Origin of the sequence: Orbus sasakiae, assembly GCF_039542345.1 — a bacterium.
GTDB lineage: Bacteria > Pseudomonadota > Gammaproteobacteria > Enterobacterales > Orbaceae > Orbus > Orbus sasakiae.
Genome location: NZ_BAABHY010000014.1, coordinates 21634 through 47389 on the forward strand (window position 1 = coordinate 21634; position 25756 = coordinate 47389).

Consider the following 25756-nt stretch of genomic DNA (forward strand, 5'->3'; position numbering starts at 1 on the left):
TAAAATCTCACAAAACATACCTAAATTCGCATCGAGTCAAATGACCATTTAACCAATCGCTAGCTGACTTCACTGTCTAGAAAGGAAGACTTCAGCGTATACTTAGTTGTATATATATAATTTTTAAAAAGTATTCAAATATGACACGAGGGTTTATGATATGATATTGACAAAATATCCAAATAAAGATACGGGTAACAAAATGCGGGGTATAATAAATAACCTTCTAATAATTATCACGTTTTTAATGTTATTAAGTGCATGCCAACACAAGCCAACAATCTTGTCCGAGCAAGAACTGCAGCAACTCACCTCAACACAAATTATGCACATTAATCAGCAAAGTTGTCTGCAACAAGATAAATATGCGGTAATGGTGCGACCCACACATAAATGGCAACAATATCTTGATACATTGACACAGTCATTACCACAATCAATTGCAAACCAAACACTAAACTATCGCGTTTATCTGCACACTCAACCTGATGCTTGGGCAACATCTAATGGCTGTATTCGTATCACAAGTAGCTTACTGAATCATTTAACCGCTCAAGAAGTGCAAGCGGTGATTGCACATGAAATAGGGCATATTGCCTTACACCATTCGGAACAACGTTTTCAAATGGCTAAATATGCAGAAATAAAAGATAACGGTAAAATAATGTTATTGGTTCCAAAAACATTATCTTGGCAACAAGAACTTGAAGCAGATCGTTACGCCGTACGATTACTTAAACAGCATCATATCGATCCAAATGGGCTCATTAGTATGTTAGATAAACTCAGTGATTACCACAAAGAACAATCACAAAGTCACCCTAGTATACTGATCCGCAAAAACCATATCTTAACATGGATTCAACCATAGTTTATTGCTTAGTAATAAACATCGCATCGCCGTAACTAAAAAAGCGATAGCCTGCCTTGACGGCTTCTTGATAGGCCTGCATGGTATTTTGATAACCCGCAAAAGCCGATACTAACATAATCAACGTTGATTCAGGTAAATGGAAATTGGTAATTAATGCATCAACCACATTAAATTTATATCCAGGGTAAATAAAGATCCGAGTATCAGCAAAAAATGGCGCAATTTTGCCGGTGTGTTGAGCCGCACTTTCTAATGCACGTACCGAAGTCGTCCCTACCGCAATAACGCGATTACCGCGTGCTTTACATGCATTAACCGCATCCACGACAGCTTGACTCACTTCAGCATATTCGGCATGCATAATATGCTCTTCAATGGAATCAACGCGGACCGGCTGAAACGTACCGGCACCGACATGTAATGTCACAAAGCCCATTTCGACGCCCTTTTGCTTAAGCGTGTCAAGTAACTGCTCATCAAAATGTAAACCCGCTGTCGGTGCAGCGACTGCGCCAGGTACTTTATTATATACCGTCTGATAAACTTCACGATCCTGTTCATCATCTGCTCTATCAATATAAGGCGGAAGCGGAATATGACCAATTTGCTCCAAAATGGTTAACACATCACTTGGAAACTGCAGTTCAAATAATGAATCATGCCGAGCGATCATCGTGACACTCACGGGATCTTGTTCACCGAGCAGTAGCTCAGCCCCCTCTTTGGGTGACTTAGAAGCTTTGACATGTGCCAATACACGATGATTTTCAAGCAATCGTTCAACAAGTATTTCAATCTTACCACCTGATGCTTTATGCCCATAAACGCGCGCTGGAATGACGCGCGTATTATTAAAAATGAGTAAATCCCCCATTTGTAATTTATCCACAATATCAGTAAATACGCCGTGTTCAATGATACCTGTCTGACCGTCGAGTGATAATAAACGGCATTCACTACGTTTTTCGGTTGGATAGCGAGCAATAAGTGCATTGGGTAATTCAAAATGAAAATTAGAAAGCTGCATAAAACAATTTAACCATTATGTGACGATCAATTGTCGGCTAGTCTAATTGTCGAAAATCAATCATGCAAGGATTTTAGTATTTAAGTTAGTAAGATTGGGTTTAATAAAGACCCAAATTTTATTACAATAGGTAAGTAAATAAATAAAAGGAAGGAATATTGGATGAAATTAAAATTAATTGCAAGTTCATTGCTGATGGTGTCATTAACAGCGTGCCAAGTAAATGCAGACAGTTTAGTCAACTTAGGTAGCCAGTCGGTGCAGTTAGCCACACTAAATGATGCTCAAGTCAAACAACTCAGTGACAAATCATGTACTCAAATGGACGCCGAAGCAAAAGTTGCACCTGATAACAATCCCTATGCTATTCGTTTAAACAAAATTAGCCAATCCCTTGGCGACACTATCAACGGGACTAAAATTAATTATAAAGTGTACTTAACTCAAGATGTGAATGCTTGGGCAATGGCAAACGGCTGCGTGCGTGTTTATAGCGGTTTGATGGACAAAATGACGGATAATGAGATTCAAGGTGTGGTTGGACACGAATTAGGGCACGTTGCACTTGGTCATAGTAAAAAAGCAATGCAGGTGGCTTACGGTACACAGCTTGCGCGAGGTGCGATTGCTGCAACAACCAATGCAACCATTGCTAGCTTAACCGGTTCCCAATTAGGTGATATCGCTGAGCAAGCCATTAATGCACAGTTTTCTCAAAAGCAAGAACGTGAAGCAGATAACTTCTCGTTTGATTATTTAGTTAAAAAAGGCATTAATCCAATTGGTCTTGCAACTGCATTTGAAAAATTAGGTGGGGGAGAAGCCTCACTACTCAGTACGCACCCTTCATCATCAGCACGATCACAAAATATTCGGGATCGAATTGCACAGATGAATCAAGCTAAATAAAGACTACTCGTAAACAAAAAGGCTAAGCAGCGTTCACGTGCTTAGCCTGACTAAATCAAATAATAAAACAGATAACTGGTGACTTAGCGCCGTGGTAATCCACCAAAACCGCCCATGCCACCCCCCATCATACCTTTCATATTGCGCATCATTTTCATCATGCCGCCGCCTTTCATTTTTTTCATCATGCGCTGCATATCATCAAATTGCTTCAATAATTTATTCACATCTTGCACTTGAGTTCCGGAACCTTGCGCGATACGACGCTTGCGTGAACCCTTGATAATTTCAGGGTTTAATCGTTCTTTAAATGTCATTGAATTAATAATGGCTTCCATCTTAACGGTCACCTTATCATCCATTTGTGATTTAATATGTTCAGGCAGTTGCCCTGCGCCAGGCAATTTAGCCAACATGGCACTCATACCACCCATGTTACGCATTTGTTTTAATTGTTCTTGGAAATCGTTAAAATCAAATTTATCGCCTTTTTTGATTTTTTTAGCCATACGTTCGGCTTTTTCACGATCAACCTTACTTTCCATCTCTTCAATTAACGAGATGACATCCCCCATACCTAAAATACGGGAGGCAATACGCTCAGGATAAAATGGTTCTAACGCATCGGTCTTCTCACCCATCCCTAAGAATTTAATCGGCTTACCGGTAATATTACGGATCGATAATGCCGCACCACCACGTGCATCACCATCGACTTTAGTCAAAATAACCCCAGTTAACGGTAAGGCATCATTAAACGCTTTTGCTGTATTTGCAGCATCTTGCCCCGTCATCGCATCAACGACAAACAATGTTTCAATAGGCTTAACGGCTTGATGGAGGGCTTTTATTTCATCCATCATTTCGCCGTCAACGTGTAAACGGCCGGCGGTATCGACAATTAAAACATCAAAAAACTGTAATTTAGCATGAGCAATCGCTTTATTAACAATATCAATCGGCTTTTGATTTACATCTGACGGGAAAAATTCAACCTCAATCGCATTTGCTAATGTTTCAAGTTGCTTAATCGCAGCCGGACGATATACGTCGGCAGAAACCACTAAAACTTTCTTTTTTTGTTTTTCTTTAAGAAATTTAGCCAGTTTAGCTACGCTGGTCGTTTTACCCGCACCTTGTAAGCCCGCCATGAGCAACACAGCAGGGGGTTGGGTGGCCAGATTCAGTGAACTATTGACCTCCCCCATGGCAACGGTCAGCTCTTGTTGCACAATTTTAATAAACTCTTGGCCCGGTGTGAGGCTCTTATTCACATCTAAGCCGATCGCCTTTTCTTTCACTTGGGCGATAAAATCGCGCACTACGGGTAAAGCAACGTCTGCTTCAAGTAATGCCATTCGCACATCACGTAATGCATCTTTAATATTATCGTCAGTTAATCGACCACGACCACTAATATTACGTAATGTCTGCGACAGTCTATCGGTTAAATTCTCAAACATAATTTTCTCAATCATACTAAAAAAGTCTTTGTATAATGATAACAGAAAATTATAATATTGGGTGATGTGATTTTGTTATCTAATCACATATTTTGATTAATTTTAATAAAAAAATAATTGTAAGGAAAGTCATGATGTCTGATAATAATTTTACACATCCAAAAATGGATGTTGAACGTGTTAATGAAATAAAAAAAGCCAGTTTTTGGGTTAGTCAACTGTTTATTTTAGTGGCGACAGTACTCGGTGTTTATTTAGCAGCAAGTCAAGGTTATAAACAAGCGGTACAATTTGAAAATATGACCAGTTACAAAGAAAATTACTATTTACAAAAATCACTCCAATACGAACTACAAGATAATATTTCGCTCCTTAAAGACTTAATGACTCGCTTACAAGACCCGAATAACTATGGCGCTCGCAGTGAATCACTTAATTTCTATTCGTTAGTTTGGGAAAACATGAAGTTTTCTAAAACAACATTAGGTACACCTCCAGAATTTTTGCGTATTGCTCAGCAATTTTACCGCAACATTGCGACAACCCAACAAAAAATTGCTAAAGGTGATATTTCAACCGCTTATGGGATTAAACAGTTTCAAGAGCAAATTGATATTGTTGAGCAACAATTAATTCCTGCATTAGAAAAGAGTACGGATCAGATCAAGAAAGAACTTGATGGCAGTGATGTGATTTTATAATTTTTTTATACAAATAAAAATATAGTCCATTAATCCATCATTATTGATTACATAATAAAAAAAACCTCAATAGAGGTTTTTTTTATTGATGGATTTAGTTGCTCATAAAGATATTTTGCTTAATCTTGGTATTTAAATTATTTACCCAACGATTATAGTTACGATGAACATTACCATTTTTATCTTTTAAATTATCACTCGCTGATACATATTTGATTGAATAGCCTTTTGCTGAATACGGAATATTGACGACAATTTCATATCCACGATTAAATAGTGTTGCTTGAATCGTATTATCATTAACGTCTTTCATTCGCCATGTACCAAATGTTGATTTACCTGTCGTACCTGATGCCAAAATTGCACTTTTTACCTGTGCTTTTGATACATCAGTTACTGTAGTATTAAACTCTTGCGGTGCTTGGTATTTACCAGCACATCCAAAGAGTGTGATGGCAAAAATAGTTGATAAAGCAATTTTCCAAAATTTCATTGTTTACTCCTTAAAATAAAAGTGACTGACTATTGTTATTTAACGTTTTTTACAAATAAGTAAGGTATGTCCTAACCCTAACCCATCAATATCTTGTTCGACATGGAATCCCGCTTCCCGCAAACATTGATAAAATACTTTAGAATGATAAAAACGGCTGTTACCGTTAGCTAGACAGGTAAAATATAATGAAGAGGCATTTAAGCTAAGTGCACCAGCTTCAAAAGGTTGTCGATCCCAAAAAATCTCCATGATACATACCACAGCATCATCTTGCATATTTTGATGAATCAATGACAGAATATTGGTGATTTGTGTTTCACTAAAACAGTCTAAAAACTGACTCATCCACCACACATCTGCTTGGTTTGGTAGTGATGTTGCAGATAACACATTGACAGGAAATCCTTTTACCCTTGACTCAACGCCAGCAGCAATAATATTTTTGTTAGCTAAAGCAATTTGTTCCGGTAGATCTAAAATCGTTATGACTAACTCTGGATTATTACTCGCGCAATACAATGCCCATTTACCGGTATTACCACCAATATCGTAAATATGTTTTGGATTAAGCTGATTGATATGGTTGAAGGCAGCAGGAAACGCCCCATCTGAATAAAAGTGGTCAAAAGCAAACCAACTTTGCTTTGCTTTTTCAGGTAGTTGACTTAATGCGGGGTAGATTGTCGTCCAATCACCAAAAACTTTTAAGCCCGCTGGCGTCCCATTTTCTAACGCTTCTTCAAGATGGAACATCCCTTGGTAACAGACATCTTGCGTAAAATCTAAATTAATTTGAGTCATTTTATCATGCAAAATAAAATACCCAACTTTACCTAAAATATAGTGCTGTTCATTCAAATAAACAATATGCATACTTAATGCGACATCAAGGAGTAATTGTGTCGCATAATCGGATAAAACAATATTGTCGTGAATTTGAGCTATCGTAGCGCCTTTTTCGCCGACCTGATCTAAATAAGCTAACAGGCCTTTATTGCGCATACACACAACGGCTTGAAACAAAATAGGTGAGAACGCAATTTTTTGGGCTTCAGTGATCGCCTCTAACGCGGTGTATGATTCCTTATCATACCCATATTTAACATATTCCTTATTATGCAATGTATATCCCTTTTTATTTATTATTTTCAAATAATTATTGCTAGTAAAAAGTATGCTATTGTGCAATATAAAAGACGAAATAATCATAATAAATGATCACTTAACACCTTTACCTTTTTACTAAAATATCAATTAATTGATTGCCACCAATTTAATGATAACCTATATAGCATAATATCTAACGGACCCTATTCCAATATTTTTTTATTTTGGAAATCAATTAAGAGACGATATAATGGTTAACTAAACTGATTAGCTAATAATAATACATAAGATAAAAAATAATAAAAATGAAATTTTCTTTTGCAATAGAAAAGTGGTTTGGATTGTCCAGTGGACTAGCAACACACTCTGACTGGCAAGTATGGGCAAATGACATTAATCATGACTGGTCATTGCCAATAGCAAAACCGACCAAAATACCCATGATGCAAGCTCGTAGAATGAGTATTCCATCACGCTTAGCCGTTGAAGTTGGATTACACTTACTCGATGAACAATCGATTGATTTTGCTATTTTTGTGAGTCGTCATGGTGAGCTAGAAAGAACCTACAAGATCTTGACAACACTCAATCAAAATACCGATATTTCACCCACTGACTTCGCCCTCTCTGTACACAATACGGCTGCCGGATTATTTACCATCATTGCTAAAAATCCGATTCCATTAACGTCTATCGCTGCAGGACAAGATAGTTTTCAACAAGCTTTAATTGAAGCGCAATCCTTATTTAACCAAGGATTTAAACGGATTTTATTAATTGATTTTGATGGTGCAATTCCTGATATTTATCAGCCTGAAGTTAATGCCCTAATTCCAGCTTATGCATGTGGTTTTATTTTAACGGCGGGTCAAGAACTGATGGTGAGTGCAATTGAGAATGAAGTCACATTATACCAAGCTCACTATCCCCAATCATTAGCATTTTTGCATGCTTATTTAAACAAGCAACACGTATTTAATTTGCAAGGCAATTTGCAAAATTGGCAATGGATAATTAATCGCTAATGCACTATTTACTTAATAAATTGAATCAACTATGGCGGATATTTGCAACTGCCTTTGGTTTTACATTATTTGGGCTTGGTGGTTTAATTATTTTATCAACCCTTTGGTTTAGCTTAATCAGGCTATTTATTTGGGATAAGCATCGTCGACACATTATTGCTCAATACAGTATTAGCTTTAGTTTCACGTTCTTTTTATGGCTGATTAAAGGTTTAAGAGTAATTGATTATCGGTTTACTGGCCTCGAAAAATTGCGACAAGATAAAAGCTGTCTTGTTATCGCAAATCACCCTTCCTTACTTGATTTTGTCTTGCTTGCATCCGTTATGCCGCGTTGTGATTGTATGGTTAAAGAGTCATTATTAAATAATATTTTTGTGAGAGGTGTGATTAAAGCAGCTGGTTATATCCCAAATAGTAAAGCCAGTAAAATGTTACCACACTGTCTCGATACACTCGCAGAGGATGGCAGAATTCTCATTTTCCCTGAGGGAACACGTAGTATTCCGGGTGAACCGATTACCTTACAAAGAGGTGCTGCAAATATTGCTTTACGCTGCCAGGCGGATATCCGCCTCATCCACATTGAATGCAACCCGCCGATGTTGATTAAACATCAAAAATGGTATGATGTTCCACCAACAAAACCGTTTTTTGATATCAGGATCGGTGAAAAGGTTGCAATTGCTGACTTTGCTGATGATAATATTACAGTCTCAGCGAGAAAGCTAACGCGTTATTTAACGTCAAAACTCAGTCATACTACAAATAAAATCAATTATAAGGAAAACAATGAGCCAGTTACATGATGAAATAAAACAACTCATTATTGATGTGTTAAATTTAGAAGAAATTACACCTGATGACATTGAAACCGAAGCGCCACTATTTGGTGAGGGTTTGGGGTTAGATTCGATCGATGCCCTAGAACTTGGACTTGCGATTAAAAACCGTTATGGCATTGTATTGTCAGCAGAAAGTGAAGATACAAAACAAGTGTTTTATTCAGTAAAAACACTGGCTGATTTTGTTTCATCACAACAATAATAAGGAATACAACATGGATAAACAACAAATTTTCAATGAAATACAATCTGCATTGGTGAAACTTTTCGAACTTTCACCCGATGATATCACGCCACAATCAAAACTTTTTGAAGAACTCGATCTCGATAGTATCGATGCAGTGGATTTAGTTGTTCATTTACAAAAAAAAATTGGCAAAAAAGTGGATCCTGAAACATTTAAATCGGTCAGAACCGTTCAAGATGTTGTTGATGCCGTCGATAAATTAGTGAATGGTTAACTGTCGAGTTATTGACTGACCTTTAATCATGTTCAAATTACAATTAATCATTAAAATAGTGACTAATCTATTATTGGTCTGCTATCCACTTATTATTTTCGTATCACTACGTTACGGATATGTGAATTTAGCAATTTTATCTTTAGTCATTATTTTTATCTTAAAACTATTTATGCTGCCTGCGCTTTTTTCACAATTGCGTTGGTTTGCTTACATGCTGCCTTGTTTAGGGCTATTTTTAGCAGCAACAAGTTGGTTGTTTAACCATTACCAAATATTGCTTTATTATCCCGTCATGGTGAATGTTGCACTCTTGATCGTTTTTGGTTATTCATTAAGTACCTCCCCTACCATCATTGAACGATTTGCGAGAATGCAAAACCCAAATTTACCCTTACAAGCGATCACATATACTCGCAAAGTAACCATCGTTTGGTGCATTTTTTTTATCGTAAATGGGGGTATTGCGTTATTCACGTGTCTATTAGAAAATTTAGATTTGTGGACACTGTATAATGGTGGAATAAGCTATCTTTTAATGGCTTTATTGATGGGGGCAGAATGGCTTATTCGCAAACGATACCACCCCTAATCCCCTTATCAAAACAAATTTATCGTGACGATTGCGATATCATTGCGATTAGAAATGGCCAGACATTGCATACAAAGGATCTTAAAGATGCTGTCATTTCAATTTATCATCAACTAAACACATCAAAAGAGCACCACTGGGCGCTAGTGATGCAAGATAGTTTTCACTTTGTCGCTGGGTTACTCGCCTTGCTCTATTGTGGTAAACACCCCATTCTTATTAACCCATTACATCAAGACTTGGCGCCCTATTTTCAGGCTATATTAACAGATAATGATGCGATCACGGCATACGATTGGCCAAACCACAATATTACTAATATCACACAATTACCCACTCATAACATCGACATTGCATTTATTGGCGAGTTACGGTCCACATCTCTGACCTTATTTACATCAGGATCAACGGGATTACCTAAACCTGTAAATAAAACGCTTTATCAACTTGAATATGAAAGTCATTTATTAAGTACTTATTTTGGTTCATTATCTCAGCATCTTTTTATTGCTTCCGTATCTCATGATCATATGTACGGTTTAACGTTTAAGATTATGCTAGCGCTATCTAACAGAGCAACATTTGTTTGTGAATCAATTCAATATCAAGAACAATTGGCTCAATATAATGGTCAAAAGATCATTTATATTACAACCCCTTCACTACTCAAGACGCTTGATTGTAAAATAACTAACGTGGAATGTGATCAGGTTATCTCTGCTGGAGGACCACTTGCTTATCACGCAGCACAATACAGTTTACAATGCTTTGGCAAGCTACCGACCGAAATTTATGGCTCAAGTGAAACGGGTATTATTGCGACGCGAACACAAGTAGCAGCAGATATCCCTTGGCAATTGTTCCCACAAATGCAAATAATTAACACGAAACAACAATCAAAACTTATGTCACCCTTAATTGAGGGTGCTGAGCCTCTGAATGATCAGATAGAACTGATTGACCAATATACCTTCACGCTTAAAGGTCGTACTGATAAGATTATTAAAATCTCAGAAAAACGCGTCTCACTAACGTATATTGAAAATCAACTGAGTCAGTTAGCTGAAATTGCAAAGGTTTGTGTTATTCCGCTAGAACAAAAAAATAGAACTATCCTGGCGGCAGTCGTACAACTATCAGAATTTGGTATTCAACAAAAACAGCAACTTGGTCACTTTAGACTGTCACAATATTTTCGACAACAATTAAAAGATAAATTATCATTAGTCACTATCCCGAAAAAATGGCGGTTTGTTGAACAACTCCCAACAAATAAACAAGGAAAATCAACGTTTATAGCCCTTAAAACCTTGTTTGATAATATAGAGTAGATAATGAAAAAAATATTACCCGATGAACTTGATATTAATATTAATCAGCCGAAAGCTGAACTGACATTGTATGTCCCTGACGATTTATTTTGGTTCAATGGTCATTTTCCATCACAACCATTATTACCGGGTGTTGTGCAATTGAATTGGGTAATGCATTACAGTCAATGCTTATTGGGAATGAGTTCATCTATTGAGTCTATTGAAGTCATCAAATTTCAAATTCCAATACTTCCTAATGATCGCTTACTTTTACAACTTAATTGGCATGAAGAGCAACATAAATTACAGTTCTCTTATACGGTAGCTCATAAAGTAGCAAGTTCAGGTAAACTTAAATTATGTCTATAGATACTCAACCCAAACCTTTATTAAATCAATATTGTTTTATTATTCCTTGTTATAATCATGGTAGTACTGTATTTACTGTACTTAAGCAAATTGAATCCTATCATTTGGATTGTTTTTTAGTTGATGACGGGAGTGACCAAAAGACAGCTCACCATTTACAAGCAATTACGGAACCGTTTAGTTGGGTTAAATTAATCCGATTAAACGTTAATCAGGGTAAAGGTGGTGCTGTTATGGCAGGCATGTTACAAGCGGCTTCACTAGGCTATACGCATGCGATCCAAATTGATGCTGATGGTCAACATAACTGCCACGATATTACAAAACTGCTTGATATGTCCGAACAATATCCAACTCAACTCATTTCAGGTCAACCCATTTATGATCATTCAGTTCCCAAACATCGTTTAATTGCTCGCTATATCACACACTTTTGGGTATGGGTTGAAACCTTGTCTTTATCCATAAAAGACAGTATGTGTGGTTTTCGAATTTATCCACTATCACAAACGATTTCCGTATTGAATAAGCATAAAATCGGTCGTCGAATGGATTTTGACACTGAAATAATGGTCAGACTTTATTGGCAAGGCACTGATTCGATATTTATTCCAACCAATGTGATTTACCCACAAGGTGGTATATCACATTTTAAAGCCTTTAAAGATAATATGTTAATATCGTGGATGCACACCAAATTATTTTTCGGTATGTTGCCTCGCGCTATTTCGTTAATAAAACGCAATAAACAAAATATTCCTAATAAGCATTGGTCACAAACAGAAGAAAGAAAAGGATTATGGGGCATCAAATTTATTTTAATGTTGTACAAACTATGTGGTCGCCAATGCGCACAATGTATAATGCTACCCGTTATCAGCTATTTCTGGCTAACAGGGCGAAAACAACGCCATGCATCACACTCTTATCTAAATCAAATAAAACAGTATTACCCACAAGTCCCTTTAGTGGATCGAAAAAAACTGACAACTTTTCAACATTTTTACCGTTTTGGTGACGCATTACTTGATAAACTTGCAAGTTGGCGCGGTGATATTAAAATCGATGATCTTTATTATCCCGATAAAAAACAATGTCTTGATGTTATCGAAAGTAAAAAAGGTATTATATTGCTTGGCTCACACCTCGGTGACCTTGAAATGTGCAGAGCGATTGCAAGCCTATCACACAATATAACCATCAATGCGTTAGTTTTTACGCACCATGCCGCGCGTTTTAATCAAATATTGAAAGAAACTAACCCACAATCGACCGTTAATCTTATTCAAGTTGATACCCTTGGTGCAGATACGGCCATTTTATTAAAACAAAAATTAGATGCAGGCGAATGGGTGGCAATCGTTGGTGACCGGACCTCGCCAAGTCAACACCAGAGAGTATCAGAAGACGCGGTTGTATGGGCAAATTTTTTAGGTAAACCAGCCCCTTTTCCAAAAGGTCCCTTTATTTTATCTGCGGTACTTGGCGCACCGATTTACCTTATTTGGGGGTTGAAACCAAACGGCCGATTACAATTCTATTTTGAACATTTTTCAGATAGACTTGAATTACCAAGGAAAGAACGTCAACAAGTGCTCAGTACTTGGGTTCAAAAATATGCAGATCGCCTTGCTCATTATTGCTTAATCTCACCCCTTGACTGGTTTAATTTTTATGATTTTTGGCAGCTGACTAAACCCCAAAAAACGAATAACAAGGGGAATAATGATGAAAAATAATTTGCATTACAGTGCGACCGTTGAATTAACGCCCTCATTTCATGACACGGATGCAATGGGCGTCGTGTGGCATGGTAATTATCTAAAATTCTTTGAAAAAGCCCGAGAAGCATTATTTCAAAAATTTCATTATGGCTACCAAGCCATGTTCGAATCTGGTTATGCTTGGCCAATAGTCGATACGCGAGTTAAATTTATCGCAACCACAACTGCTGAACAAAAACTACTGATTACCGCTCAACTCGAAGAATATGAACATCGTATTAAAATTAAATATTTAATTAAAGATGCATTAAGCGGTCAAAAAACCACCACTGGTTACACGATTCAAGTCGCGGTATCAACGGATACCAAAGAAATGAGTTTTGTGACACCTAATGTGTTACTCACACAATTTGGACTTTTAAAATGAAACAATACTTAGCTTACTTTATCACGATCTGTTTAATGGCGTTATCTTTATCGGCCTATGGGCTGACGCTACACGATCTCCAACAGCAATTTAGCCAATATTCAGTGGTGCGGGCAAACTTTGAGCAAGATCGCTATATTAATGGATTAAGCAAACCGTTACACTCTTCAGGTCAAATGATTATCTCAAAACAGCTAGGGCTTTGGTGGCAACAAAAAACCCCTTTTGCATTAACACTTAAAATGAATGACCAGCGCATGTCACAAGGTATTGGCGACCAGCCGCCCCAGGTTATTACAGCACAAGATCAACCTCAGTTATTTCAATTTAATTCACTTCTTGCTGCAATGTTTAATGCCGATAGTGCAACATTAAATGCTAATTTTACGCTAACTTTATCAGAAAAAGAGAATCAATGGCATCTGCGTTTAGTCCCTAAAACAACGCCATTAGATAGAATATTTAAACAGATTAACCTAACAGGACATCAATACCTGTCACAAATCACGATTGATGATATGCAAAATGATAAAACGGTTATTCAGTTTTTTAATCACCAAACAAAAGCCCTAACTACCGAAGAGAAACATTTATTTGACTAAGATGGCACTATTAAAAAAAGCAGCGATCGGCTGGTTAATCATTGTGATCGGCTTATGTTGTTTTGCAAGTTATTTGATACCCAATAGTAGACTCAATAGTAGTGTACTGTCGTTATTACCACAAACTCAGGTTAATGATGTACCGACTGAAGTTATTGATGGATTTCAAAATCGTTTAGATAAACAGCTCGTTTGGTTAATTAAACCAGCGAATGAACATGATTTATCCGCAGTTCAATGGTGGTATAGCCAATTGCAAGAACAGCCCTTTATAAGCCAAGTTAATGGTTTAATCGATGCTGATTTTCAACAACGCTGGGGACAGTTTTCTTATCATTATCGCTATCAATTAATTGATGAAAATACAATTGAACGTTTACATTCTCAGCAACAACTGCCTTGGATTTTAAGTCAAATCTATTCCCCCTTTAGTGGCATAAATATTAATGAACTCAATCATGACCCATTGTTACTTACACGATCAGCTCAACTCAATCAACTTAGCCAAACTAGCCATCTTACCGTTAAAAATAATTGGTTAACGGCAAAAGATGATCAAGGTCAGACATGGTATATGATTTATGCAGAGCTAAATAATTCATCATTTAACATGGATAGCTCACATCAAATTGTTACGCATTTGAACCAACTTGCAGAAACGTTACAACAACAGTGGCCAGAGACCGAAATCCTCAAACGCGGAGTCTTGTTCTATAGTGATTATGCAAGTAATCAGGCAAAAAGTGATATATCCACTATTGGTGGGTTATCGATACTCGGTATTATTATCCTCATCTATGCAGTATTTCGCTCAATAAGACCGATTGTCTTGACTATTATCTCAATCACCATTGGTATTTTATGCGGACTAATTGCAGTGCTTGCCTTATTTGGTGAAATTCATATTATTACACTCGTTATGAGTACAAGTATCATCGGTATTGCGATTGACTATGCACTGCATTATTTAACCGAACGTTTACGGCATGGCAATCAAGAATCCGCTTATCAGAGCTTACTTAAATTGATATCAACCTTAACGATAGCTTTATTAACCAGTTTATTCGCTTACTTAATTTTATTATTTACACCATTTCCTGGCTTAAAGCAGTTATCGGTATTTGCCGTATTTGGTTTAATTGGTGCGTTTTTAAGTGTCATTTGTTGGTATCCATTGCTTGTCAACAAACTGCCCGTCAGGGAAGATGTTGGGCAGCGTTTATTAAGTACTTGGCTGGCATTATGGCAACACAAAATCATGCAATTGACCATGATTGGTTTAGCCTGTATTTTTATTGTAAGTGGATTGTTTAGATTAACGATTAATGATGATATTGGTGAACTACAAGCCCTCCCTGATACCCTTAAGCAACAAGAACAACAGATTATTACCATTACCGATCAATCCAGTGATCAAAAATGGTTTGTCGTATATGGTGACACTGCTGAGCAAACATTGCAGCGCCTTGAACATTTTTTACCACAATTACAGTATGCCCAGCAGCAAGGATGGTTTGGCAAATACCAAACGATCAACCTACCATCAAGACAAAAACAACTGCAAAATATTCAACAAATTGAACAATATGCACCGTCTATTATTCAAGGATTACAAGATCTTGGACTGAATATAGAACCATTATCTTTTGAGCCATCGTCACTTAAATTTATCACCCCGACACAATGGCAACAAAGCGTAATCAGCCAAGGTCGAAAATTATTATGGTTAACACTGCCAAACGGCGAAAGTGCAACACTGATTCCAATTAGTCGAATTAATAACTTAGCTGAACTCAAAAAGCTGAGTGATCGGCAATCTGGCGTCCAATGGCTCGATCGCCGACAAGAATTTAATGATATGTTTACTGCTTATCGAGTGAACTTAACGCATTTATTAATGATTGCGGTGAGTGTTATTTGTTTAAGTTTTATGTATCGTAATCGCCATTATGGCATTAAAAATGCGTTAAAAAGCACGTTACCAACGTTATTATCGGTTGGCTGCGCCATTTCAATTTTAGGTTTAACACATCAATCGCTCAATTTGTTTTCAATGCTTGCGCTTATTTTGGTGATTGGAATTGGTATCGATTATAGTTTGTTTTTAAGTAACCAGCATAATCAAGCAAGTAGCTCGCTACTTGCTGTCACCATGGCGGCATTGACAACCTTATTATCATTTGGTTTATTAGTATTAAGTCACACAAGTGCGATTGTTGGATTTGGTATGGTATTGGTTGGCGGTATTTTTAGTGCATTTTTATTTGCACCCCTAGCCCAAATATCACAAAATAAATAAGCAGTACAAGATTAATAATCATAACAAGAATTAGGAATAACAATGAAAAATTATCAACTATGGCTCATCTGTTTAGTCACACTGTTGTTATCTGCATGTGCAAATAAACCATCAACACAAGCTTGGTTAACAAAAGATATCAGTATCAATTTACCCAGTGCAGGATTAAATCAGGCCTATCATGATCAACAACTTTTAACGTTCCATTATCATGATAAACAAAATTCACTCATTACCGTGGTTGATGCCGATGCTCAATCATTGAATGTCGTCGGACTTTCAACGCTCGGTATTCGTTTATTTAACATTGAATATCGTGATAATCACATTAAAACAGAACAAAATATCTTCATTAAAGAGTTACCCTCTGCGTCACAAATACTGTCTGATATCATGTTAAGCATTTACCCACTTGAACAATGGCAAAGCGTACTACCGACGGGATGGCAATTAGTTGACGAAAAATTACACCGTAAGCTACTTAACCCACAGCGCGATGTAATTATAGATATCACCTATCTTCAACCACCCTCATCACAAATGAGAAAACCCATACTGATTGAACACCATATTTTTGGATATCAAATCAATATTGAAAGTATGGAGTAAATTCATGACATATATCGCAGCTGTCGGCGCTGTTAATTCATTAGGTCAAGATATAACTGAAATCAGTCATAATCTTGCGTTAAATTATAATGCCCATCATCATTTAGTTGAGCGTAGTGGTTGGCTATTACATGATAAGCGAGCTTGGTTTGGAGAAGCAAGTCAGCAATTAGCTTGCATCCCTAAACAGTTAGCAAAGTTTAATAGCCGGAATAACCAATTAATTTACACTGCCTATTTACAAATTGAACACACGGTAGAAAAGGCAATAAAACAGTTTGGCAAACAAAAAATAGCCGTGATAATGGGCACTAGCACATCCGGTATTCACGAGGGTGATTTAGCAGTAAAACAGCAATTACAATCAAATACTTTACCAAACGGTTATTATTATAATCAACAAGAACTCGGTGATCCTGCTTCTTTTTTAGCGACATTACTGGACTTAAAAGGCCCTGCTTATACAATCTCAACCGCGTGTACATCAAGTGCTAGAGCAATCATAAGTGGTAAACGCCTGATTGAGTCTGGTCTTGTTGATGCAGCGATTGTCGGTGGTGCAGATAGCTTTAGCCGTATGCCAATCAATGGTTTTTTGGCTCTTGAGTCCATGTCGGATAAACCGTGTATGCCTTTCGCTCAAGCACGCGATGGCATCAATATTGGTGAAGCAGGCGCACTCTTTTTACTAACTAAAGACGCCAGCGGTGATATTGCGATTTTAGGCACAGGTGAATCATCTGATGCACACCATATTTCGGCCCCTCATCCACAAGGTATTGGTGCTGAAAAAGCCATGGTCAACGCACTGCAAGATGCAAAGCTAACCCCAAATGATATCGGATATATCAATCTGCATGGCACGGCAACGCCACTGAATGACCAGGCAGAGAGTGCTGCCGTTTACCGTGTATTTCATGGTAGTAATGCGGTTTGTAGTTCGACAAAACACTTAACCGGTCATACATTAGGTACTGCTGCGGCTACAGAACTTGCCATTAGTTATATACTCATGAGTCAAAAAATTGCATTACCTCAACAAGACTTTTCACTATCGCCCTATGATCCAAACTTAGCAGATATCGCGATGGTTACTCAAAAAATGATACTTGAACAGCCCATTATTATGTCAAACTCTTTTGCTTTTGGTGGTAATAATGCCTCTTTGATTATTGGTACACACAAATGAAATATGATTTAGCCACACACTATTTACCTCATGAAGCCCCGATGGTCATGATTGATAAGGTCCACCTCGTGGATGATGAAACGTGTGTATGCAGTGTTAATGTCAGCAAGCACAGCATATTAGCACCATTTTTAAACGCTGATGATACGTTACCTAACCTTTATGCTATCGAACTCATGGCCCAAACGGTAGGGGTATGGAATGGTTTTCATGGCATTAAGTCGAATCACACAGCTCGATTAGGTATGTTGCTTGGTGGCCGCGCCATCAAAATGTCATTGAATGCATTCCCGACGAATAGTGAATTACTTATTCACGCAAAACTGGTTCTTGCAGACTCAAAACTCGCCAATTTTGACTGCAAAATAATAATAAACGAAAACTGTGTTGCTACTGGTAAGTTAAATGTCTATGAACCTGATGAAGAGGAATTAGCACATTTATTCGGTAGTAAGCGATTAGGAGAATAATGATAATGAAAAAAACAGTTTTAGTCACTGGTGCAAGTAAAGGCATTGGTAAAGCAATAGCCTATAAACTGGCACAAGATGGTTTTGATATTGTGATCCACTATCATAGTGATCAGCAAGGTGCTTTAGACACTCAACAAAAGATACAACAACAAGGCGGCACCGCTCGCTTAATTCAATTTGATGTAAGTGATCGCTTACAATGCCAAACAGCATTAGAGCAAGATATTGAGCAATATGGCGCTTATTATGGCGTGGTCAATAATGCAGGCATTATTCGTGATGGTGCATTCCCAGCCCTTACTGAAAAAGATTGGTTAGATGTGATTCATACTGATTTAGATAGTTTTTATAACGTCCTCCATCCTTGTATCATGCCGATGATTGGACTGCGTAATGGTGGACGAATTATTGTATTATCATCCGTGTCAGGAATTGTTGGTAATCGTGGGCAAGTTAATTATAGCGCAGCTAAAGCGGGGGTAATTGGTGCAAGTAAAGCCTTAGCCTTGGAGCTTGCGAAACGCAAAATTACGGTTAACTGCATTGCGCCGGGTTTGATTGATACGGGCATTCTCGATATGGAACCGATTGCACTACAAGAAGCCATGAAAATGATCCCCTTAAAAAGGATGGGAAATGTTGATGAAGTTGCAGGGCTTGCGAGTTATTTGATGTCGGACATTGCAGGTTATGTGACACGTCAAGTCATCTCGATTAATGGAGGAATGGTATGAGTAAGCGCGTAGTCATAACGGGCATGGCTGGAATTACAGCATTTGGCGATAATTGGCAATCAATACAATCACGGCTCAAACAACTTGAAAATGCCGTCAGATATATGCCGGAATGGGAAGTTTATGACGGCTTAAATACAAAACTGGGCGCCCCCATTGATCATTTAGAACTACCATCACACTATACTCGCAAAAAAATTCGCTCAATGGGACGCGTCTCATTAATGTCGACCCAAGCCACCGAGATTGCATTAACACAATCAGGACTACTTGGCGAAACAGTGCTCACTGATGGTCGAACCGGTATTGCGTTTGGCTCATCGACAGGTAGCACTGCGCCAGTAGCAGCGTTTGCAACGATGTTAAATGAAAAGCATACCAATAATATTACGGCAACCACCTATGTCCAAATGATGCCCCACACCACAGCCGTAAATACGGGGCTCTTTTTTGGTTTGAAAGGGCGAGTGATTCCAACATCAAGTGCATGCACATCTGGCAGTCAAGCCATTGGCTATGCTTATGAAGCGATAAAATACGGCATGCAAACCGTCATGGTGGCGGGTGGCGCAGAAGAACTATGCCCCTCAGAAGCCGCCGTATTTGATACGCTTTTTGCAACCAGCCAACAAAATAATCATCCTAAAACCTCACCGCGACCATTTGATCACAATCGCGATGGTTTAGTGATTGGGGAAGGGGCGGGAGCCTTAATCCTTGAAGAATATGAACATGCGAAAGCGCGCGGAGTAAAAATATATGGTGAGATCGTCGGCTTTATGACGAATTGCGATGCCAGTCATATTACACAGCCACGTAAAGAAACGATGCAAATCTGTATTGAACAAGCACTGAAACAAGCGAATCTGCCCCCAAGCGAGATTGGTTATATTAGTGCACACGGCACAGCGACGGATCGTGGTGATATTGCTGAAAGCAATGCAACGGCTGCCATTTATGGCAACAAAACGCCGATCTCATCCTTAAAAAGTTACTTTGGGCACACGTTAGGGGCTTGTGGTGCTTTAGAAGCGTGGTTATCGCTCGAAATGATGCATTCGGGTTGGTTCAATCCAACAATCAATCTTAATACTCCCGATCCAAACTGTGGTGAACTTGATTATATAATGGGTCATGGCCGAGAACTTGATGTTGAGTATATTCAGACAAATAACTTTGCTTTTGGTGGGATCAATACGTCGATTATTATTAAGCGAGTTTAAAATGAACAAAGGTGCCAAAGGCACCTTACTTTAAGGTTAAGCATCTATTTCATATACAGGCTGGCGGACTCTTATAGTATTGGTGATATTTTGCCAAACAGCAATCAACTGTTCTTCACTATACATTTTCTCAAAATTTTCATTTTTAACTTCCCATGTATAAAATCATTTTACAAACAAATACATAGTTTACTAAATAAATGAATTATCTATCTTCTTTCTATTTAAAGAGTGTTTTGAAGATTTCTAATCTTTCTTGAGGACTGCAACATAATAAGTCTTCAAATCAAATTTCATTATATGGTTCGATATTACTATTTATCGATTTGAATTTATTTTTGATGTTACATCAGTTTTGTTTTTAAAATAGTATTCATATTATAAAGTATTGCGGTACATCAAAATATCCCTTTTATGGGAATACAAAATAGCTAGCCTAATCAGTATAAAAAACAACAATAAAACGCTTATTTGCATTATAATATGAAGAATTTAAGTACTATATTCCCTTTATAAGGGATATAGCACATAGCTTTATTTAATAGTTTTCATTAATGTGCTATTAAATTTTTATATTCTTCAATATCATCATATTTAGGATTTTTATCATGATTAATCCCTAAACAACAACGTTTTAGCCATTTTTCTAGCTCGCTGTCTAATATAGAAGGATAAATTAAAGTAGTAATTATAGAAATCAAGAAAAGAATAATTCCAGCAATTGCATTTCTTGAAGCTACCAATACTATAGCCACAGTTAATATGCCATTAAAAATCATAAAACTACTTTCGAGTAATTCACCACTCTCTAAATAATGTTGTATTCCGGAATAAATTTCAAAAAGTCCTGTTAAAACACCAATTATATTCCCAGCCTTACTAAAAATTTTTGTTGAAACAAGAAATCTTGTTGTAACAGTGCTAGATGTTTTCGTCCAAGCAATAATAAGAGGTTTTACTCCTTCAAAAAAAGCACAGACAACAGAACCTAAACTAAGCCCCAAACTTATTAAATCTCTGACTAAATTGTTGTTGACTTTCTTAGAGATAAGTTCTTTTATTGATTTATTTATAGCGGCAATCGATGCTAAAAATTGAATTGTCGTTAAAAAAGTAGAGAAAGCTGAATTATTGATTTCTTGCACACGTTGATGTCCTAACAATGTTAGGTCAACATTTTTAGAATGGGTACTGGCATTCGACATATCTGATGTAAAAAGAAGAACATCAACTGTAACTTTGCGATCCACTGAATGGCTGAAAAGAGTCTTATTAAGAAACTCATCTTTTCTTTTTAATAAGGCTGCAGATTGATAGTCCTGAGCTCTCTTATTCGTATATCTTTTAGAAAAATTATTAACTGTTTCATTGAGTTTTTTATGAAATACCTGGTATTCATCTGTAATTTTTGCATAATAAAAATATTGATGTGACATTATACCTATTGCAACTAATACTTCTTGTAATTTAGAGGCACTTTTCAACATAATGGATGTCAGTGCTCCAGATATTTGAGCAACTAATATATTTAATGATTTATATAGACCATCAGGTTTGTATTTACCATATTGCTCGACAATTGAAGTAAGATCACTAAAAATTTTTATTACATCAGGACTTTGCTTATTTGCATTAATAAGTGATGTTAATTTAGATTTATTTTCATTAATTTTGTTATGTAATACAGATTGGTTAAGAAGAATGGCTTTATATAAATAACTATTCGTATTATTTAATTCGTTTTCGATAAATTTTTGACAAAAATGACTAATTTGTGCATCATAAATACAAGACGTTACTGTATTAGTATATTGAATACCATGAGTAAGATTCTCATCATCAAAATCAATTTCGAATATGTTACGAAATGCCTTATTTTGGAGAATTGACAAATAAAATTTTTCTAATTCAGATATCTGACTTTTTCTTATCCTCTCTCTATTTTGTATTTTATTTAATGCATTCTTATACTTATTAACATAAATATTCTTTTCTAAATAAGAATGCCAAGTAGCATTTTCATATTCCTTTAACGTATTATAAGAAGTTAATATTCCATAAAAATCCTCTTCTAGACTATTCAAATATGCTTCTTGTGCTTCTTTTGATGGATAGTAAAATCTTACTGCCTCAGGATAATAAGAGGTTCGGCTTTTCGCTTCATCTCTTTTATTTTCAACATAATCATATTGGGCTTTTTTTCTTATTATAGGTTCTAAGGTATGTATTATTGCAGCTGTTTTTTCTTCTTTTGAAATTAATTCTTTATCAAGAGAATAAGAGGCAGCTAAATATGCATTTGCATCAACAGCCAAACCAACCATATCATCAATTGGTACTATTACCCCAGCATACAGATAAGCATCATTTATTGAGAGACTATCAAGTTCTTCTTGACTTTTTCCTGATAAATCATAATCAAATGTTTTTGCGATATTTCTCAATTTAAAATTATTATAGGTATTTGCATCATTATCATTATCATTATCATTATCATTATCAAGCAGAACCAATGGTTTTGCCTTCGGAGTAAATTGTAGTAAAGAAGAACTTATATTATGTAGATACATTGAATTACGAATGAAAGAAGTACTAATACTTTTTGTATTAATATTTGTTAGGTATTGATTAATATTGAATACCTCTTCATTTTTGTTCTCGTTTAAAGATTCAGGCAGAAAAAAATCAATCACAGTTTTAAACAAACAATGGCTATTTAGTGGATAATAATTTTGATCGCTTTGCCCCGATAGCCACTGTTGGACATTTAAACATTGCATATTGCTTTTTATATGTTTTTTATGGGCATACTTTTCTTTAATTCTATTTGTCCATTTTGTATTTGAAAATTTAAACCAAACATTGGTCATATCTTCAGGTCTTTTTATTGTAAGGACGAGTGAGTTAGCTATTTTTTTATCTGCAGTACAACATGATTCAACATTGCTAACACTATGATTCATATCAGTATCATTATCGTAATCAAACGGAATTAAGTAGCCATTATCCGTTACTTGGTATGCTTCCCAAAAGCTAGGTTTCCCAGCACATTCATTGTAGACATATAAGAACCCTGCTCTTAATAATTTTTGTACAAATTTTTGTTTGCCTACTGCTGAAATATTTTTATATTGATTTGTTGAAAATAGTGTTTTACTACAACCTGTAATTAGCATGTTTGTCAAACTAAACTCTATAGATAAATCATAATTAATATCATCAACTTGTTCTACCTGTAGCCTATATCGATGCTCATTAAAAAGCTCTCTTAATATTTCGATAAATTCATCATACGCATCTTTTTCTATTTCTTTTGGTATTGATGCAGATGTTTCTATCCATACCGCATACTCCTCATCCTCTACTTTTTTTAATGTTGTAACTAGTTCCTTATAAACTTTCTCATCTGTTAGTTTTAGCTTTTCTAAATATTCCTGAATTTTAATCTCTTTTGTTTGTAATAGACGGTATTTTTTTTCATATTCAATTTGTTTTGAAAACTCATCTGTTAAATTTTTATATTCATCAGATACGCTATTTGTCGTATGACAATATTTTTTGTCATTAACAACAGTATATCTTGTCAATAATACTCGTAATCCATCCCCTTTTTCACAACGTGGACAACTATCCATATATTACCTTCCTTATAATTATTTCGTCTTCAATATCAAAGTCATTTAAAATTGAAAGCCATTCTGTCGAACTAATAAGACGACACATTTGCGTATAATGATTTGTTTTAGAAAAAAATTTTTTATCATTAAATCTATTTTGTAAAATAGAGTGTAAGTCAAAATTAAGTGAAATCAGCATTCCGTGTTTTGCAAATAAAATAAGATCACACTCAGAATAAATTTGATAGTTGCTTTGGGCCTTTTCAATTAATGTATTGATTTGCTGACTTTTTATTGTATGCTCTTGCAAATCTACTTTTAAATTTAATATATCTAGCGTCCTGTTAATCAGCCCAATTCGATGCAGCGTGTTTAGATTCACTTTAGATTGTTTTCGATTATAATTATGTTTAATATCATGATTAATATAGGAATAAAATTGTTTGTTAAGGCAAAAACAGCAAGAGTTAATCGAAGAGTAAAAGTAGCTAAGTTGTTCAGATGACCACATCCATAATAATTGCGTAAAAACTCGCGGATCATAAAATCGGAATAATGAATAATGTCCATTGGTTGATATCACTAATTTTTTTTCTAAATAATTTTTAAATGCTACTAATTTCAAGTTATCAGCGTTAATAAACATACTCACAATCGGTTTATTATTCTGTTCAAGTTCTGAAAAAAGAATCTCAATCAGTTCCTCTTTTTGAATTTTTGATAATTTTTCTAATGGTAATAAAATAGGGAAAAGATGCTTTTTATTTTTATCTGGGAACAACTCAACTATTGGATAACTCTCAAAAAAATTTACATTGAACTGAATTTGGTCAACAATTGCATATTGATAATCAAGTAACTGGTTTGGTGTTATTTTAAGCATTAAATAACTCTCACATTTAAGTTAATGGGGTTATGGCGTCACCTACTAATGCTGAATTAATTGTTTTCATATCACACTGTTTAAATTCGCGCATTATGTTTTCTAAATTAGCACTTCCCATTTTTTGCATAGCCACACACTTTAAGATGATATTACCTAAGGTACCTAACTCAATCCCTGATGGTGTAATTTTTATGTATGACCCACCACAAATTAACTTAATTTCAGTGGGTGATGTTATAGAAAAATACCCATCAACACTATCAATTTTAATATCTTGCTTAGCGGCAAGATCCATGGCGGCATTTTGTGCCTGAATCTCAACCTTACCTTGGTTAGCAAACAGCTTCATACCTTGTGAATGGGCAAATACACTCACCGCATCACTGGCGGCCAGTGTCAGGTTTTTAGCACTGTTAATGTCTGTGTTACCCGCTGAGGTGGTGGTTAAGGTATTGCTGGATGATAGCTGAATGGTCTCATCACTGGTTAACGCAATGCCCTCTGGTGCATACGCTAAAATCCCCGCTTGACTCAGTTGACTTAACGCGGCTTTGAGTTGCTGCTGTGAATCGGTATCAGCCGGATGCGCCTGAGCATTATTGGCCGCATTTTGTAATGCCTTGGCAATCGATAATGCATTTTCAAGCTGGGTAATAGCCCCTTGCATGTCGAGCTGCTGACCCTGTGCTTTCGGCTCAGTTTGGGCGGTTAAGTATAGCCCTTTGTTGGCTGCAATCGCGCCCCACTCATCGGTGCGTAGCTCAAAACCCTGACCGCGGTTTTCTTTATTT

26 protein-coding genes and 1 pseudogene are annotated in these 25756 nt (G+C 36.3%); 19 read left to right on the top strand and 8 right to left on the bottom strand.

What is annotated here, in order from left to right; genetic code table 11:
• Window positions 1-160 precede the first annotated feature (160 nt).
• Window positions 161-871 carry a M48 family metalloprotease gene (locus ABEA36_RS12710; RefSeq protein ID WP_345492725.1) on the top strand — a complete coding sequence of 237 codons (711 nt, stop codon included), beginning with the start codon at window positions 161-163 and terminating at the stop codon, window positions 869-871.
• Between the two features lies 1 nt (window position 872).
• Here the strand turns inward: ABEA36_RS12710 and queA are convergent, their stop codons facing one another.
• Entirely contained in the window at window positions 873-1901 is a 1029-nt protein-coding gene (gene queA / locus ABEA36_RS12715; protein WP_345492727.1) for a tRNA preQ1(34) S-adenosylmethionine ribosyltransferase-isomerase QueA, read from the bottom strand.
• Between the two features lie 162 nt (window positions 1902-2063).
• Here queA and ABEA36_RS12720 point away from each other — a divergent pair, with 162 nt between their 5' ends.
• A complete protein-coding gene (locus tag ABEA36_RS12720; RefSeq protein ID WP_345492728.1) occupies window positions 2064-2810 on the top strand; it encodes a M48 family metallopeptidase in 747 nt (248 codons plus the stop codon).
• A gap of 83 nt (window positions 2811-2893) precedes the next feature.
• Here the strand turns inward: ABEA36_RS12720 and ffh are convergent, their stop codons facing one another.
• A complete protein-coding gene (gene ffh / locus ABEA36_RS12725) occupies window positions 2894-4273 on the bottom strand; it encodes a signal recognition particle protein (RefSeq protein ID WP_345492729.1) in 1380 nt (459 codons plus the stop codon).
• Between the two features lie 134 nt (window positions 4274-4407).
• On the opposite strand from ffh, the gene ABEA36_RS12730 reads away from it, so the two are divergent.
• Window positions 4408-4974 (top strand): hypothetical protein, encoded by a 567-nt coding sequence (locus ABEA36_RS12730; protein WP_345492730.1) that lies wholly within the window; start codon window positions 4408-4410, stop codon window positions 4972-4974.
• 94 nt (window positions 4975-5068) lie between these two features.
• Here ABEA36_RS12730 and ABEA36_RS12735 read toward each other — a convergent pair whose 3' ends face one another.
• Both ABEA36_RS12735 and ABEA36_RS12740 read right to left on the bottom strand, forming a co-directional pair.
• The gene (locus tag ABEA36_RS12735; RefSeq protein ID WP_345492731.1) at window positions 5069-5467 is read right to left on the bottom strand and encodes a hypothetical protein; all 399 of its coding nucleotides are present in this window, start codon (window positions 5465-5467) and stop codon (window positions 5069-5071) included.
• Between the two features lie 39 nt (window positions 5468-5506).
• On the bottom strand, window positions 5507-6592 hold the full coding sequence (locus ABEA36_RS12740) for a methyltransferase (protein WP_345492732.1): 1086 nt from the start codon (window positions 6590-6592) through the stop codon (window positions 5507-5509).
• A 290-nt stretch (window positions 6593-6882) separates the two neighbouring features.
• On the opposite strand from ABEA36_RS12740, the gene ABEA36_RS12745 reads away from it, so the two are divergent.
• The 16 genes from ABEA36_RS12745 to ABEA36_RS12820 are packed head-to-tail and all read left to right on the top strand — an operon-like array spanning window position 6883 to window position 20462.
• A complete protein-coding gene (locus tag ABEA36_RS12745) occupies window positions 6883-7602 on the top strand; it encodes a beta-ketoacyl synthase chain length factor (protein WP_345492733.1) in 720 nt (239 codons plus the stop codon).
• A complete protein-coding gene (locus ABEA36_RS12750) occupies window positions 7602-8411 on the top strand; it encodes a lysophospholipid acyltransferase family protein (RefSeq protein WP_345492734.1) in 810 nt (269 codons plus the stop codon). Before ABEA36_RS12745 ends, ABEA36_RS12750 begins: the two co-directional genes overlap by 1 nt.
• Entirely contained in the window at window positions 8395-8649 is a 255-nt protein-coding gene (locus ABEA36_RS12755; RefSeq protein ID WP_345492735.1) for a phosphopantetheine-binding protein, read from the top strand. The genes ABEA36_RS12750 and ABEA36_RS12755 overlap by 17 nt, the downstream gene beginning before the upstream one ends.
• A 13-nt stretch (window positions 8650-8662) precedes the next feature.
• Window positions 8663-8908 carry an acyl carrier protein gene (locus ABEA36_RS12760; protein WP_345492736.1) on the top strand — a complete coding sequence of 82 codons (246 nt, stop codon included), beginning with the start codon at window positions 8663-8665 and terminating at the stop codon, window positions 8906-8908.
• 28 nt (window positions 8909-8936) lie between these two features.
• Window positions 8937-9500, top strand: a complete 564-nt coding sequence (locus ABEA36_RS12765) for a COG4648 family protein (RefSeq protein ID WP_345492737.1) — start codon at window positions 8937-8939, stop codon at window positions 9498-9500.
• Window positions 9470-10831 carry an AMP-binding protein gene (locus ABEA36_RS12770; RefSeq protein ID WP_345492738.1) on the top strand — a complete coding sequence of 454 codons (1362 nt, stop codon included), beginning with the start codon at window positions 9470-9472 and terminating at the stop codon, window positions 10829-10831. The genes ABEA36_RS12765 and ABEA36_RS12770 overlap by 31 nt, the downstream gene beginning before the upstream one ends.
• Before the next feature lie 3 nt (window positions 10832-10834).
• Entirely contained in the window at window positions 10835-11182 is a 348-nt protein-coding gene (locus ABEA36_RS12775; protein WP_345492739.1) for an ApeI family dehydratase, read from the top strand.
• Window positions 11173-12921, top strand: coding sequence for a glycosyltransferase family 2 protein (locus tag ABEA36_RS12780; RefSeq protein WP_345492740.1), 1749 nt, complete (start codon window positions 11173-11175; stop codon window positions 12919-12921). Before ABEA36_RS12775 ends, ABEA36_RS12780 begins: the two co-directional genes overlap by 10 nt.
• Window positions 12911-13333, top strand: coding sequence for an acyl-CoA thioesterase (locus ABEA36_RS12785; RefSeq protein ID WP_345492741.1), 423 nt, complete (start codon window positions 12911-12913; stop codon window positions 13331-13333). The genes ABEA36_RS12780 and ABEA36_RS12785 overlap by 11 nt, the downstream gene beginning before the upstream one ends.
• The gene (locus ABEA36_RS12790) at window positions 13330-13935 is read left to right on the top strand and encodes an outer membrane lipoprotein carrier protein LolA (RefSeq protein ID WP_345492742.1); all 606 of its coding nucleotides are present in this window, start codon (window positions 13330-13332) and stop codon (window positions 13933-13935) included. Before ABEA36_RS12785 ends, ABEA36_RS12790 begins: the two co-directional genes overlap by 4 nt.
• Window position 13936: 1 nt before the next feature.
• The gene (locus ABEA36_RS12795; RefSeq protein WP_345492743.1) at window positions 13937-16234 is read left to right on the top strand and encodes an MMPL family transporter; all 2298 of its coding nucleotides are present in this window, start codon (window positions 13937-13939) and stop codon (window positions 16232-16234) included.
• A 42-nt stretch (window positions 16235-16276) separates the two neighbouring features.
• A complete protein-coding gene (locus ABEA36_RS12800) occupies window positions 16277-16843 on the top strand; it encodes a DUF3261 domain-containing protein (RefSeq protein ID WP_345492745.1) in 567 nt (188 codons plus the stop codon).
• A gap of 4 nt (window positions 16844-16847) precedes the next feature.
• A complete protein-coding gene (locus tag ABEA36_RS12805) occupies window positions 16848-18032 on the top strand; it encodes a beta-ketoacyl-[acyl-carrier-protein] synthase family protein (protein ID WP_345492746.1) in 1185 nt (394 codons plus the stop codon).
• Complete coding sequence (locus tag ABEA36_RS12810) at window positions 18029-18502, top strand: hotdog family protein (RefSeq protein WP_345492747.1); 474 nt, start codon at window positions 18029-18031, stop codon at window positions 18500-18502. Before ABEA36_RS12805 ends, ABEA36_RS12810 begins: the two co-directional genes overlap by 4 nt.
• Before the next feature lie 5 nt (window positions 18503-18507).
• On the top strand, window positions 18508-19239 hold the full coding sequence (locus ABEA36_RS12815; protein WP_345492748.1) for a 3-ketoacyl-ACP reductase FabG2: 732 nt from the start codon (window positions 18508-18510) through the stop codon (window positions 19237-19239).
• Window positions 19236-20462, top strand: a complete 1227-nt coding sequence (locus ABEA36_RS12820) for a beta-ketoacyl-ACP synthase (protein ID WP_345492749.1) — start codon at window positions 19236-19238, stop codon at window positions 20460-20462. The genes ABEA36_RS12815 and ABEA36_RS12820 overlap by 4 nt, the downstream gene beginning before the upstream one ends.
• A gap of 36 nt (window positions 20463-20498) precedes the next feature.
• On the opposite strand, the pseudogene ABEA36_RS13305 reads toward ABEA36_RS12820, so the two are convergent.
• The 4 genes and pseudogenes from ABEA36_RS13305 to ABEA36_RS12835 form a co-directional block, all read right to left on the bottom strand.
• Window positions 20499-20597: pseudogene (locus ABEA36_RS13305) on the bottom strand (hypothetical protein); the annotation flags it as partial.
• 416 nt (window positions 20598-21013) lie between these two features.
• Window positions 21014-24097: a T6SS effector BTH_I2691 family protein gene (locus tag ABEA36_RS12825; RefSeq protein ID WP_345492750.1), complete on the bottom strand. Its 3084-nt coding sequence runs from the start codon at window positions 24095-24097 to the stop codon at window positions 21014-21016.
• Window positions 24090-24962 (bottom strand): DUF4123 domain-containing protein, encoded by an 873-nt coding sequence (locus ABEA36_RS12830; RefSeq protein WP_345492751.1) that lies wholly within the window; start codon window positions 24960-24962, stop codon window positions 24090-24092. Before ABEA36_RS12830 ends, ABEA36_RS12825 begins: the two co-directional genes overlap by 8 nt.
• A gap of 16 nt (window positions 24963-24978) precedes the next feature.
• A partial coding sequence (locus tag ABEA36_RS12835; RefSeq protein ID WP_345492752.1) for a DUF2345 domain-containing protein occupies window positions 24979-25756 on the bottom strand: 778 nt, incomplete at its 5' end.